Origin of the sequence: Jiella pacifica (assembly GCF_010500815.1) — a bacterium.
In the GTDB taxonomy this organism is placed as follows: domain Bacteria; phylum Pseudomonadota; class Alphaproteobacteria; order Rhizobiales; family Rhizobiaceae; genus Jiella; species Jiella pacifica.
Genome location: NZ_JAAAMG010000017.1, coordinates 107,100 through 120,699 on the forward strand (window position 1 = coordinate 107,100; position 13,600 = coordinate 120,699).

General features: G+C 63.7%; 12 protein-coding genes and 1 pseudogene. 10 read left to right on the forward strand and 3 right to left on the reverse strand.

Annotated features, from left to right (window positions below):
* Positions 1–44 precede the first annotated feature (44 nt).
* The 3 genes and pseudogenes from GTK09_RS18945 to GTK09_RS18955 all read right to left on the reverse strand — a co-directional run.
* Positions 45–1,811: pseudogene (locus GTK09_RS18945) on the reverse strand (TrlF family AAA-like ATPase); the annotation flags it as partial.
* A gap of 68 nt (positions 1,812–1,879) precedes the next feature.
* Positions 1,880–2,752 carry a nucleotidyl transferase AbiEii/AbiGii toxin family protein gene (locus tag GTK09_RS18950; protein WP_163464998.1) on the reverse strand — a complete coding sequence of 291 codons (873 nt, stop codon included), beginning with the start codon at positions 2,750–2,752 and terminating at the stop codon, positions 1,880–1,882.
* The gene (locus GTK09_RS18955) at positions 2,745–3,362 is read right to left on the reverse strand and encodes a type IV toxin-antitoxin system AbiEi family antitoxin domain-containing protein (protein ID WP_163465020.1); all 618 of its coding nucleotides are present in this window, start codon (positions 3,360–3,362) and stop codon (positions 2,745–2,747) included. The genes GTK09_RS18950 and GTK09_RS18955 overlap by 8 nt, the downstream gene beginning before the upstream one ends.
* 311 nt (positions 3,363–3,673) lie before the next feature.
* Here GTK09_RS18955 and GTK09_RS18960 point away from each other — a divergent pair, with 311 nt between their 5' ends.
* The 10 genes from GTK09_RS18960 to GTK09_RS19005 form a co-directional block, all read left to right on the forward strand.
* Entirely contained in the window at positions 3,674–4,636 is a 963-nt protein-coding gene (locus GTK09_RS18960) for an ArdC family protein (RefSeq protein WP_163464999.1), read from the forward strand.
* Entirely contained in the window at positions 4,633–5,004 is a 372-nt protein-coding gene (locus tag GTK09_RS18965; RefSeq protein WP_163465000.1) for a DUF2958 domain-containing protein, read from the forward strand. The genes GTK09_RS18960 and GTK09_RS18965 overlap by 4 nt, the downstream gene beginning before the upstream one ends.
* Positions 5,005–5,183: 179 nt before the next feature.
* Positions 5,184–7,310 (forward strand): ParB/RepB/Spo0J family partition protein, encoded by a 2,127-nt coding sequence (locus GTK09_RS18970; RefSeq protein ID WP_163465001.1) that lies wholly within the window; start codon positions 5,184–5,186, stop codon positions 7,308–7,310.
* Positions 7,311–7,378: 68 nt separating this feature from the next.
* On the forward strand, positions 7,379–8,443 hold the full coding sequence (locus tag GTK09_RS18975; RefSeq protein WP_163465002.1) for a DUF7146 domain-containing protein: 1,065 nt from the start codon (positions 7,379–7,381) through the stop codon (positions 8,441–8,443).
* A 323-nt stretch (positions 8,444–8,766) separates the two neighbouring features.
* Positions 8,767–9,687 (forward strand): DUF2493 domain-containing protein, encoded by a 921-nt coding sequence (locus tag GTK09_RS18980; protein ID WP_163465003.1) that lies wholly within the window; start codon positions 8,767–8,769, stop codon positions 9,685–9,687.
* Between the two features lie 121 nt (positions 9,688–9,808).
* Positions 9,809–10,345: a dihydrofolate reductase family protein gene (locus GTK09_RS18985; RefSeq protein WP_163465004.1), complete on the forward strand. Its 537-nt coding sequence runs from the start codon at positions 9,809–9,811 to the stop codon at positions 10,343–10,345.
* Positions 10,342–10,905 carry a TetR/AcrR family transcriptional regulator gene (locus tag GTK09_RS18990; protein ID WP_163465005.1) on the forward strand — a complete coding sequence of 188 codons (564 nt, stop codon included), beginning with the start codon at positions 10,342–10,344 and terminating at the stop codon, positions 10,903–10,905. The genes GTK09_RS18985 and GTK09_RS18990 overlap by 4 nt, the downstream gene beginning before the upstream one ends.
* 156 nt (positions 10,906–11,061) lie before the next feature.
* A complete protein-coding gene (locus GTK09_RS18995) occupies positions 11,062–11,499 on the forward strand; it encodes a hypothetical protein (RefSeq protein WP_163465006.1) in 438 nt (145 codons plus the stop codon).
* A gap of 593 nt (positions 11,500–12,092) precedes the next feature.
* A complete protein-coding gene (locus GTK09_RS19000; protein ID WP_163465007.1) occupies positions 12,093–12,287 on the forward strand; it encodes a diguanylate cyclase domain-containing protein in 195 nt (64 codons plus the stop codon).
* 427 nt (positions 12,288–12,714) lie between these two features.
* Positions 12,715–13,600 (forward strand): MHYT domain-containing protein (locus GTK09_RS19005; RefSeq protein WP_281353460.1); only part of this gene is annotated, 886 nt, incomplete at its 3' end.

A 13,600-nucleotide genomic window follows, 5' to 3' on the forward strand; every position in this document is an offset into this window, starting at 1 on the left:
CTGATTGAGCGTCGCCCGGTGCGGGCGGACGATCCTGGCTTCCTTTGCTCGTCTGTCATTCCACTGTGCTCATGGCGTGACTGAGCATGGCGAAGCGCTTCAGGCGCCTGGTTGCGGCGCATGTCCTTCACTTCATCCTGCATGGCGAGAAATGTTTGTCTCTGCCCAGTGTACCGGTGAAGCTTTGCTCGGACCTGGTTGGCCGCACCGGCCAGCTCCGTGTGTCGCTGAGCTCTTTTCTCGCTGCCTTTCGATACGAGTTTGGCGCGGTCGGCCGTATAGGCATCGACGAGCTTCTTCTTCTTCGCCACCTCCGCCTCGTAGCTGGCGACGAGTTTCTCCTTCTCCAACTCCGTACTGATGCGATCAGAGATCTGGGCGACAGCCTCGGCCTCTCTGGCGCGAGCGAGACGATGCCGTGATGCTCGCTGTTCCAACAGCTCTGCAAAATTCAGCGCGCCGTCCCGGGTTTCATCAGGATGCGCCTCGAAAATCACACGCTCGATTTCCCGGAGCAGCCCGTTGGTCAGGCCGGTTGACGAGCAAAGCTCCTCGACAAACTGCTGAGACAGATATCGCACGCGTTCATAGCTGAACGGACCGTTGGCGTCCGAGCCATCAAGGGCGCGCGTTTCGGGGTCTCCTGCTGCCCACGTCACCCTCACCTTTGCGTCACCCACAAGCGGGCGAGCGCGAACAAGGAAGGAGGGGTTCGCCCACTCGTCGGCTTTCCAGGCATCGTCAGGGATCGAATCGCAGCCAGCTGCGATCATGTCTGCCAGCGCCGTCTTGCCAGAACCGCGGGCCCCGATAATCGCTACCAGGCCCGGATTGAGCGGTATGGTCGACGTCTTCATCCATGGCGCATCGAGAACCTCGAGTCCGGCAATCACCTGCGAAGGCGTTGCCGACGCTGGCGGCTCGCTCCCGACATGCGCCCGGTCGCCCGGGTCGATACATGCTTGCCGCAGCGCGTCGAATTCGAGCCCACCCTTGATCCAGGAGAAGCGGTCCCCGAACGGAGAAGCAACACTCTCGAGGTCATGTGCGTCGCTTCCATGCAGGCACGGCTTCAAGCCACCGTACACTTTACGAATTTCATCTGCAGACATTGAGGGTTTGCGGCCTAGCCAGAATTCCCGCTGCGCCTCGCTGCTGGCGAATATCACATGGGCAAACCCTTCGATCTCACGTCGGATGGTTTGGTCGGCGGCCTCTCGAACGCCCGATGTTCCATCGTTCGCCCCGCCTGCCACGCCGATCAGAATGTTCTTTTTCGCCCAGCCGCTCTCCGCATACACCTCCCGAAGCTGCTGAAAATTGATCTTGAACTGGCTAGCGCCATAGGCGAGTGCGGCTCCATCGTCGGTAATATTCGGATCCGCCTTCTTGCCCAGCCTGATCAGGTCGGCGCGCGTGCAGTCGAACCGATCCTGCATCGCGTTGAACTGCAGACGAGACAATAGCCGTTGCAGCTCATCGATGTGCTGGGGATCTTCGGGGCTGACGAACAGGTGCAGATTGACGAAGCCTCCTTTCGAGGTCGCAACGTCGAGCCTTACCTCCACGTTCGGAAAGATGAGGGCTGCGTTCGGGAGCCTGCCCGCATGCCGGTGTCGCAGGACTTCCCGATAAGTGTCGGTCACGTAGTAGTCAGTGACCGCAATCGCCTCGATGACCGGCGTCGCCTGTTCAAGCGCTGTGAGATAGTCATCCCATGCGCTCGGCCCGCTGAACTGATTGTTCATGATGGTACCCGGCGCATGGACATGTGGCTCCCATCTCCGCCACTCCGATCCACGATTCAGCATAACCCCCCCCCTAATACATTTCGTCCCTGAGTATTCGTTTCAACGCAACCCTCCACTCTACTAATATACTAGTATCGCCCGAATTCGTTGGCTCGACTGGCCTGTGGCATCAAGAAGCCGGCGAGTTCCTCAAGAACCAGCGCAAGAGATCCTGGATCAACCGCAACATCCTCAACGAAAGCCCGCCACTGCCTCCGTTTCTGTTCATCCGCAGCGAATGCCTGCGTCAGCGCGTCGGGCGGTTCGATCGGAATTGCCGTTCCACGCCGCGCAAACGTGGCCGCGATGGCGCGGGCGAGCCGGTCATCATCGAAGCTGAACGACCGCTTGAGAATCCAGATGTCGTAGAAGTCCTTCATCCGGCTGTTCGCCCGCCCAAGCGCCACCATCGCCTGGAATTTCTCGGCGATGACCGTCTCTCGCGCATAGGCGCGCAGCCTCGGCGCGGGGAGATCGAGCATGACGGGGTAGTCGACGACTTCCGCCCCAGGCTCCAGCGCATCGCCAAAGCCGATATCGATCGTCAGGTTGATCCGGGCGCCGCCGACCGAAGCGATCGCACGCAGCCGGAGACCGCCATAGTCGAGCTCCTCGCGAATGCGGTCGACACGCAGCGTGTCCGGATCGAACACGACGCCGTCGTCGGCGTCCTGAGCGAGGATGTCCCGGAATGTCGCTAGCATCGCAGCTTCGCTCGGGTCGCCGAAACCAAGGAGATCAAGATCGCGCGTCCCGCGGTGCGGATCGTCGAACCAGCTCATCATCAACATCGCGCCTTTCAGCACAAAGCGGTCGGCATGGGGTGACTGGCTGAGCCGGAACAGAAGGCGCTCCAGCGCGAAGCGCGTGAGCACCAGATCGAAGCTCTGTCCGTTCGCCTTGGAGAGGTTGAGGAGCCGGGCGCGCACCGAGGCGCCGATATTCTTGATCTCCTTAGCCATTGGCGGTCAGCGCCTCCAGATAGGGGCGGATGACCGTGCCGGCCCCGCCTGTATCCGCCGCCCTCGCGATCTCTGCCGGCGTGACTTTGCGTTGACGCAGGGCTTCCTGCAGGCCCTCGAGCGCGACAGGAAGACCGATCTTGCCGCGATGCCGGAAGCAGTCCGCAACGGTCTTCGCCACGCCGAACACCTTTACCGATACGCCTTCGATCACGTGGGTTTCCACGCTGTCGGCAAGCAGATCGTCCGAGAAACGCAGCACACGGATCGGCATGTCGCTCGGTTTCGGCGTCCAGTCGTTCCGACCGATCGCCATCCACACCTTCTTGGGGAATTGATCCGTGAGTTCATGAAAGGCAAGCGCCGAGACGAGGCAGATCACGCCCTTGGGGAAACGCTTGGCCGCCTCGGCGAGGCTGTGGTTTGCGTCGAGTTCTGCGTCGGGAAGCTGGTAGAGCCCGCGCGCCAGGCGGATGACCTCGCCATCCTTCTCCATGCGGCTGACGGTTGCGGCGGTCACGCCGGCGGCCCTGAGTTCCGCAAGGCGCAGAATCCCACGCGCCGCGAGAAGGTCGCGGGCTATCTCGCGCTGGGATCGGGCCTGAGACATAGATACATACTCTTGCACTTCAACATCCATAGTGCGAGGTTTTGTATCGCGTGGAGCACTAAAGGAAAAGACCAACGAGGTTGTTGAATCGGCTGATTGGAAGCCACCGCGCCGCGGATTGGAAGCGAATGGACCGCGACGTGGAAAGCCCGGGAGGGGAAGGCCTTCCCCTGCGGCCGAGCCTGTAGTCTCCGCCGACCCCTTCTGCGGGGACACCCCGCAACGCCCCGAGAGTGAGAGTGCGGACGGGTTTGCCGTGACGGGTTGGAAGCCGAGGGAGAGGCCCTTGGCGCCCGTCGCGGAGACCCGCGATGTCCAGACACAAGCGAAACGCCGGCGCCAGGCGCGACCGGACCAATCTCTATTCCGAAATCACCGACAAGATCATTGCCGAGCTGGAGGCCGGCGGTGTGCCCTGGGTCCAGCCATGGGGCACGGCGGCGGCGAAGGCGCCGCTTTCGATGCCGCAGAACGCCTCGACTGGCCGGACCTATTCCGGCATCAACGTGTTGCTCCTCTGGGGCGCCGTCATCGAGCGCGGCTTTTCCGGCCAGAGCTGGCTCACCTTCCGCCAGGCGCTGTCGCTCGGCGGCAATGTCAAGAAGGGCGAGCGCGGCACCACCGTTGTCTATGCCGACCGCTTCGTGCCCGAAGACGAGAAGCGGCGCGCTCACGAGACCGGCGAGGACGCCCAGGCGATCCCGTTCCTGAAGCGCTTCACCGTTTTCAACACCGACCAGTGCGAGAACCTGCCCGACGATGTGGCGACTGCCGCGCCGCCGGCACCGACGGGCTTGATCGAACCGCGCGTCGAGGCGCTGATCGCGGCGACGGGGATCGATTTCCGAATCGGCGGCAATCGGGCCTTCTACGTGCCCGCACATGACTATGTGCAGGTGCCGCCGCCGCAGGCCTATTTCGAAGCGATCAACTGGCACCGCACGGCGCTGCACGAACTCGGGCATGCCAGCGGCGCCCCCCACCGGCTCAACCGTGATCTCTCCGGCTCCTTTGGATCGAAGAAATACGCCTTCGAGGAACTGATCGCCGAGATCAACGCCGCCTTCTGCTGCGCGTCGCTCGGCATCGAGCCTACGGTCCGGCATGCCGACTACATCGGGTCCTGGCTTGAGGTGCTGCGCGAGGACAATCGCGCCATCGTTCGCGCCGCCAGCCAGGCGAGCAAGGCCGCCGACTGGCTTCTGGCCTTCCTGCCTCAAGACGAGCAGCGGTGCGATGGGAAAGAGCTCTCTCTCGACAGGAGGGTGGCATGATCCTCCTGATCGACGACCAGCGCGATCTCCTGCTCGCCAATGGTCGGCAGCGCGATGTCGACCACGTGCCGGTGGTCAAGTTCTTCAACCCGCTGGGCGAAGGCGTCTGGCTCGCGACCGAGCTCGACGCGGACGGCGATACGCTCTTCGGCCTCGCCGATATCGGCTATCCCGAATTGGGCAATTTCTCGCTCGAGGAGCTGACCTCGATCCGCTTGCCGTTCGGCATGGGGATCGAGCGCGACATCCTCTTCACCGGCGATTTCCCGATCTCGGTCTGGGCGGAAGCCGCCCGCGAGGCCGGAGGCATTCGCGCGGCCGAGCGCATCCTCCATCGCGCGGCGCAGCCTCCTCGTGATGGGGGGTGACGCCCTTCCGTCCTGAAATCCGCGAAGCCGGGGATGCGCGTATCCGCGTCTCCGGCTCTGCGCGTCTCCGGATCGCCGGCAGGCGGCGCCGTCCTCAGAGGTAGAGGGCGGCGCTTCGCTTCGTGACGGGTTTAGGGCTGAGAGAGAGGCTCTCGGCGCCCGTCGCGGAGTAAATCCCCATGGCGACTGCTGTAAAGAAAATCGCCCTGTCGTCCTCGCGCGACATCCCCTTCAACAAGCTTGTGCTTAGCCAGTCGAATGTCCGGCGCGTCAAGGCCGGCGTCTCGATCGAGGAGCTGGCGGCGGACATCGCCCGGCGCGGGCTGCTGCAAGGGCTGAGCGTGCGGGCCGTTGTCGACGAGGCCGGCGCCGAGACCGGCATGTACGAGATCCCCGCCGGCGGCCGCCGCTATCGCGCCCTCGAACTGCTGGTGAAGCAGAAGCGCCTCGCCAAGACGGCGCCGGTGCCCTGCGTGATCAGGGAGGGCGGCATCGCCGAGGAGGACTCGCTGGCGGAGAATGTCCAGCGCGCGCCGCTGCATCCGCTCGAACAGTTCCGCGCCTTCCTCGCGCTTCGCGAAAGGGGCCAGTCCGAGGAGGAGATCGCCGCCGCGTTCTTCGTCTCGGTCAACGTGGTCAAGCAGCGGCTGAAGCTCGCCTCGGTCTCACCGGCGCTGCTCGATATCTACGCCGAGGACGGCATGACGCTCGACCAGCTCATGGCCTTCACCGTCTCGGGCGATCACGAGCGCCAGGAGCAGGTGTTCGAGCGTCTGAAGGCGTCTTACGACAAGCAGCCCTACGTCATCCGCCGCATGCTGACCGAGGGCGCGGTGCGAGCGTCCGACAAGCGCGCCGAGTTTATCGGCGTCGATGCCTACATCGAGGCCGGCGGCACCGTGCTTCGCGATCTGTTCCAGGGCGACGACGGCGGCTGGCTTCAGGACGTGGCGCTGCTCGACGAGATGGTCGCGGCCAAGCTGAAGGCGGAATCCGAGGCGATCGCCGCGGAAGGCTGGAAGTGGATCGAGGTCGCGCCCGACTTCGCCTACGGCCATACTTTCGGCCTCCGTCAGCTACGCGGCGAGCCCGTACCGCTCACGGCCGAGGCGCAATCCACGCGCGACGCCCTGCAGGCCGAATACGATCGCCTGGTCGCCGAGCACGAAGACGCCGACGAACTGCCGGACGATGTCGATGAACGGCTCGGCGAGTTGGAAACGGCGCTCGAGGCCTTTTCGGAGCGGCCGCTGTCGTTCGATCCCGACGAGATCGGCCGGGCCGGCGCGTTCGTCAGCATTGCGCCCGACGGGCGGCTCCGAGTCGAGCGCGGCTATGTTCGCCCGGAGGACGATCGGTCGGTCGAGACGGATCCCGAGGAAGACGATAGCGGCCAAGACTCTGGGGCCGAATCCGGCAATGACGGCGAGGAGGATCCTGAGACCGAGGCCGATACCTCCGCGCCGGAGCCTGAGGAGGACGAGACGCTGTCGCCAATCTCCGACCGGCTGATGACGGAGCTGACCGCTCATCGCACGCTCGGCTTGCGGCACGCACTCGGCGAGCATCCGCAGATCGCCTTCCACGCGGCGCTCCACGCGCTGACGCTCAGGGTCTTCTATCACTATGGGTCGGACAGTTGCCTGGAGTTGGACCTGAAGAGCGTCGGCTTTGGGACGCAGGCGCCGGGGCTGAACGGCAGCGCCTCGGCCGAGGCGATCCGTGTCCGGCACGAGACTTGGGCGAAGGTTCTGCCGAAGGACTCCGCCGACCTCTGGGACGCGCTCCAGGAGTGGGATGGCGACAGCCAGGCGATGCTCTTCGCCCATGTCGTCAGCCTGTCGGTCAACGCCGTGCACGAGGCCTGGAACCGGCGGCCGCGCGCGCTCGCCCACGCCGACCAACTGGCGCGAGCGGTCGGGCTCGACATGGCTGCGGCCGGGTGGCGGCCGACGGTCGATACGTTCCTTGGCCGCGTCACCAAGGCCCGCATTCTCCAGGCTGTCGCTGAAGCCAAAGGCCAGCGTGTCGCCGACCGGATCGAGCACCTGAAGAAGGCCGAGATGGCGGAACAGGCGGAGACGCTGCTGGCCGAGACTGGGTGGCTTCCGGAACCGCTGCGCACGCCGGGCCGCGAAGCGCCGGAGGCCGTGGAACCCGCCGCCATCGATCCCGCCGAAGCGGGCACCGATACGACGGTCGAGGAAACGGCGGCAACGGGTGGCGAAACGGCCATGGCCGAAGACGAAGACATGGCGGAGGATGACTCGGTCGCGCTCGAACGCCTCGCGACCGCGGCCGAATAACCAAGGAGCCAACTGCACTGTCAGGAGCCGCCAGCGATGGCGGCTCCTTTTTCGTTTCGGAGGACACGATGCCGGAGAACGCATCCGAACTGGCGCAGCGTCTCGCCCGGGAGGCCGAGGCGGTGTGCCGCGAATATCTGTCGAACGGTTACAAATCCGGCCGGTACTGGATCGTGGGCGACGTGCGCAACACCAAGGGTCGCTCGATGTTCGTGCGGCTGACCGGTCCCGAAACCGGAAAGGGTGCGGCGGGCAAATGGACCGACGCCGCGACAGGCGAATACGGCGATTTGCTCGACGTCATCCGTGAAAGCTGCGGTTTGACGGAGTTCAGGGAGGTGGCGAACGAGGCGCGGCGGTTTCTCAGTCTGCCGCATCCCGAGACGGAGCCGGCATCTTCACCGGGGCGAAAGTCACCCGCGCCAACGGGTTCACCGCTCGCAGCCAAACGTCTGTTCTCGATGGCGCAGCCGATTATGGGCACACTCGCAGAATCGTATTTCCGTATGCGCGGCATTACGGCTTTGCACGGAACAGGATCGCTGCGGTTTCACCCGCGTTGCTATTACCGGCCCGACAAGCACAGTCTGACCGAGACTTGGCCCGCGCTGATCGCGTCGGTTACCGATCTCGGCGGTCGCCAATCCGGCGCACACAGAACCTGGCTCGATCCCGACGGGTTCAGCGAGGCGACTCTCGGCAAGGCCCCGATCGAGACGCCGCGACGGGCAATGGGCGACCTGCTCGGCCATGCCGTCCGGTTCGGTGTTGCGGGCGAGGTCATGGCGGCGGGCGAAGGCATCGAGACCATGCTGTCGCTGCGATGCGTCTTGCCCGAGATGCCGATGGCGGCCGCACTCTCCGCAGCTCATCTTGCCGCCATCCTGTTCCCGGACACGCTGCGCCGACTCTACATTGTCCGCGATGACGATCCGGCGGGCGACGGCGCACGGGACACGCTCGCCGAACGGGCCGATGCGCTCGGCATAGAAGCACTGCCGCTCTCGCCGATGCTGGGCGATCTCAACGAGGATCTGCGCCTGCGGGGTCTCAACGCCTTCCGGGCCTCCATCCGGGTTCAACTCGCGCCGCAGGATGTCGCCAGGTTCATGGAGTCCGTCCTGTCCGCCTGAACGGGGCAGCGGTGCGGGCTATGGCGGTGACGACGCAGCCTTCGTCAACGGCTCCCAGTGAATGCCGGAGAGGGCCGCGCCCCGGCCTTCCTCAGAGGCGACCGGACAGCAGACAGCCCGGTCCGGCAATGGCTGCGGCCAACGATTTTCCGGCGGCCCTGCGGGCCTTTCCATCGCGAAACAAAATCGCCGGCCTTCGCCATCCTCCGCTGACGCTCCGGTCCTTGCGCTGCCGCTCCAGGATGCAGGCCCGGTCCGCCCGCCGTCTTGTCTGCCCATGAAGGCCGCGGCGGGCGCGGCCGACCGACAAAGGGAGCCACCCGATGACACTCGACGACGACACCTTCGAACCCCACCACGATTCCTCGCCGACCGAGCACACACTGAACGAACTGGAACTCCATGGCTACCGCCATGACGGGCACGGTCCGGACCCACGCCTCGTCCCGGAGGACAACGTCATCACAGGCGCCGTCTCCGACATCTTCGACGCCCTGATCGCCACCATGGCGGATACCGCCCTCGACGGAGAACTCGACGATCTGCTCTGGTCGACGGTCAACATGTTCCACCGTGCGGCCGACCGGCTCGAACGCAAGCTCGACGACAACGAGCAGGCCCTAAAACGCGGGCAGCGCGAACAGGACGGCTCCGAAATCAAGGCCGTCGAGCTCGAGCGCCTTATCGAGACCGGACAAGGCCTCATCGAACGACGCGACAGCCTGGAGGTCTTCCGCGACAGTGCCGCCGAGCATTATCTGCGCACCACCGGATCGCCCTGGTCACCGCGCACCGGTTCGCAGGTGAACCATCGTGCGCTGACATCGGCGATCATCGACAGCCGGGACTTCATCGCCGAGCGCAAACGCGCCAACCGCGAGGTGCTATTGCCTGCCGGGCCTAAGGTCGCCGTCTCCGGCGGCGCCGACTACAACGATCACAAGCTGATCTGGGACAAGCTGGACCAGGTGCATGCCAAACACCCCGACATGGTGCTGATGCACGGCAAATCGCCGAAGGGCGCCGAGAAGATCGCCGCTCGCTGGGCCGATCACCGTAATGTCACGCAGATCGGATTCGCGCCCGACTGGACCAGGCACGGTCGCGCCGCGCCGTTCAAGCGAAACGATCAGATGCTGGATGTGCTGCCAATCGGCGTGATGGTGTTTCCCGGCACTGGTATTCAGGAGAACCTCGCCGACAAGGCGAGGAAGCTCGGCATCCCGGTCTGGCGGTTCGAATGAACCGCCACGCCCCACACGACAATGTTCGCGTCCGCATCAGTCGATTTCATCGGCGCGGCACGTTGACCTGCAAAGGTCCGAGCGATACGTATTTATACAACGTATAAATAAGGAGATCGAGATGATCACCGGGCACGTTTTCATCGCGACCAGTCTGGATGGTTTCATCGCCCGCAAGGACGGCGACATAGCTTGGTTGCTGGAGCGCGACGATCCGGCAGAGGATCACGGATATGACGCCTTCATCGAGAAGATCGACATCATCCTGATGGGCCGCGGCACGTTCGAAAAAATGCGAGATGAACGCCCGTGGTTCTACACACGCCCGGTACTTGTCCTCTCAGCGTCGCTGAAAGACCAAGACATACCGGCAGATCTTGCCGGCAAGGTGCGGATTTCAGACAAATCGCCTGAACAGGTGATGGAGATGCTCGAAGCCGAGGGGCACCGGCGCGTCTATGTCGATGGCGGAAAGGTCATCCAGTCGTTCCTGCGCGCGGGGCTGATCGACGACATGGTTATCACGAGCGTTCCGGTGCTGCTTGGTGAGGGGCGCACTCTGTTCGGAGCTACCGGCTCGGACATACCGCTCGTGCACGAGGACACCAAAAGCTTCGCCTCGGGGCTTGTCCAGTCACGCTACCGGATCGCGGCATGAGCCGGCCACGAGGACGCCCGCATCGGGAGAAGGCACCTGCCTCGCGCGAGCAGATTCTGACGACTGCGCTTGAACTATTGGATACCGGCGGCGTCGAGGCCTTCACAATGCGCGCGCTTGCCGATCGTCTTCAGGTCAATCCGATGACCATCTACCATCATTTCGGGGATCGCGACGGCTTGATCGACGCCTTGTCCGAACATGTCTATGCAGAGGTTTCCGCGCCAGCCGCTGGCACGTTTCACGACCGGATAAGATCACTTCTGCTTGCCTATCATGACCGGGTGTTAAGCCACCCGGGCCTTACATTGCTCATCTTCAGCCAGCCGGCAGTCTTTCCCCGGCAGGCACAGCGGATAACCGATGACATTGACCGGCTTCTGGTCGAAGCGGGATTGCCGTCGGCACGGTCCAGGCTTTGGCTGAACATACTTGTCGATTTCACCCACGGCGCGGCTATCGCAGCCGCGATGGGCGATAGGTCAAACTCCGTCGTCTCCGGCGCGAAGGACGACTACGACAATACGCTCACGGAGTTGCTCAAAGGAATTGAGACCTGACCGCGACACACATTGCCGGGGAAGCGCCCTGCCGTTGCAGAAATGGTGAGGTTACACCAAATCGAGGCTCGTCCGCGAGTGTGTTATACTGCTGAATTGCGCCATGGTGGTGGTGGAGGCGCGACCGTTCGAACCTCATCTTACGGAGATGCCACCATGATTATTCCAATTCTCGGATCGATCACTGCAATTGCAGTCCTCTGCTGGTTGCTGTTCACGCTCGCCATCTACGCATTGCCGGCGCTCGGCGGCGTGGCGGCAGGTATGTGGGCCTATCAGACCGGCGCGGGCCTGCCGGGCAGCGTGTTGGTCGGACGTGTCGGCGCGGGACTCGTGGTAGGCCTTGCGCAGTTCCTCATCCTGTTCGCCCGGCCCATGTGGGTGAAACTCGCCGTAGCGCTCGCCTTCGTCGCACCTGCCGCCGTTGCAGGCTTTCACGCTACCCACGGCATCCTCAAACATCTCATACCGTCGGAAACGTGGCAGGCCGTCTTCTCCGTGATCGGCGCGGTGGCGGTCGGCATCACGGCGTTCGTGCGCGTTTCTGCGATGGCCTCGCCCGGACCTGCCGGGCAGAATCCCGCCAGCGTCTGACAGACATCGCAGGCGGTGCTGGTAAGGTAGGCTGAGATATTCCGCCGCGCCCCGTAGCGAAGTCTGAGCGAGGTGAACTCACGGCAAGTGTCGAACCGACGATTTCGGCCGAGAATCGGCGCCCCCCGGACGGCATGGCTTAGTGTGCCCCGAACAGCGCGACCGGTGACGGACGCAGAGTGGCTTGGTCTCGCATCGGGTTGCATCGCTGGAAATGAAGCCGACTGGCCTGCAGGGCCACAGACGATTTCCGTGCCTTCACCGGACTCAAACCGGGGTGTTCGGTGTCGCCAATCTCTCCTTGAACGTTCCCTGGGAGCCGACCGCTCCTAACGGCCTCTTTAATGGGCTGATCTGGCCGAAGGCCGGCTGCGCCTCGATCGCCAATGCCGCAATGCCGCAATGGCGCCCGCCAAGTTTCTTCCCCTGCCGGCTGCGCCGTCATTCCTCGCGAGCCAAGAACCCCCCCGGATCGCCATCTTCCGCTGACGCCGCGGTCGCAAGCGATGCGCCGTCGATCGCCTCCGGCCTCTCCGATCGCCATCGAGGCTGCAATGGTGCGGGCTCGAAACCAGTAATCAAGGACAGTTCTGATGCAGCAGCCCGTCGTCATCGGCATTTCGATCGGCGCCGCCATCGCGGCAAAGGGAGCAGCCAACCAGACCGACCTTCTCCGCCGCGCGGATGTCGCCCTCTACCGGGTCAAGAATTCGGGCCGAAGCGGCTTCCTCCTTTTCGAGGAGCGGATGACCCGCGAAAGCGATGAGATTGGCCCGGCCATCGCCTGATGTCAGGGCTGATGATCTGCGGGGGGTCGAGGTCGAGCGAACTGGCGACAACCGCGCGGTCCGGCTTCTGATGAACAGACCGGCTCATCGTGCAACAGGCCGAAACCAAGCGATTTTAGTTAGCCGCCAATATATTTTCATTGGCGACACCCATCTCTGCCCTTCTAAAAAGAGCAGTGAGCGACCGGCGTCCAGACGCGCCAGCCGAAAGATCCTGTCATGCTGATGAGCCTCGGACTTGAACGATGTCTGACATGGTCGCGGCCTGACGAATTTGGAGCAGTGTCGGGGTCCTGCCGGGGGGCGCGCCAATAGCTGCAAAAGCAGCGATCCCATGATTGCTCTGCTGTGAGTTTTGCCGCTCCAGCGAGGACGGAAAGACAGCGCGCAGCGCGAGTGCTGAACGAGCGCAGGGGAGCTAAACGTGATGATCGTCGAAGGCGCGTATAGCTGGCTGCTGGTCGTTCTCTCCGTCTGTATCGCGACAGTGGCCGCCTATACCGCTCTCGATCTCGCAGGCCGTGTGCGCAGTGCGGCAGGATGGGTCCGGGTCGGCTGGATCGCGACGGCAGCGATCGCCATGGGTGGCGGCATCTGGGCGATGCACTTCGTTGCCATGCTCGCCTACAGACTGCCGATGGAGGTCGGTTACGACCTCACTCTCACGGCGCTGTCGCTCGCCTTGCCGATCATCGTGACGGGCATCGGATTCATGCTTCTCTGCGATCGTGCGGTGGGCTGGTCCGTTCTTGTCGCGGGCGGCTTCATCATGGGATGCGGCATCGCGACAATGCACTACCTCGGCATGCATGCCATGCAAATGCAGGCGTCGATCGCCTATGATCTGCGATTGGTCGCGGCATCGGTGGCCATCGCCATCGCGGCTTCCATAGCCGCGCTTTGGCTCGCATTTACCGGAACGGTTTCCTCCCGAAAGCTTGCGGCTTCCGGTGCCATGGGCCTCGCGATCTCCGGAATGCACTATACGGGAATGGCGGCCGCGACGATTACGATGCATGCCGATGCTGCCGAAATGGTGAGTGCTCCGGCGCTCGATCCCATGACGCTCGCATCCGCCGTTGCCGCCCTGACCTTTCTGATCCTGTTCCTGGCTCTGCTCGCGTCGATCGTCGATCAGCGCTTCGCCCTCGCGAATGCACGCGAAGCAGCCGCTGTGCAGAGAAGCCAGGAACGCTTCGTCACCCTTTATCGGCGCACACCTCTTCCACTGCACGCCCTCAATGAGAACGGCTGCATCGAACATGTCAGCGACGTATGGCTCGAGGTGCTCGGCTATGAGTTGGATGAGGTCG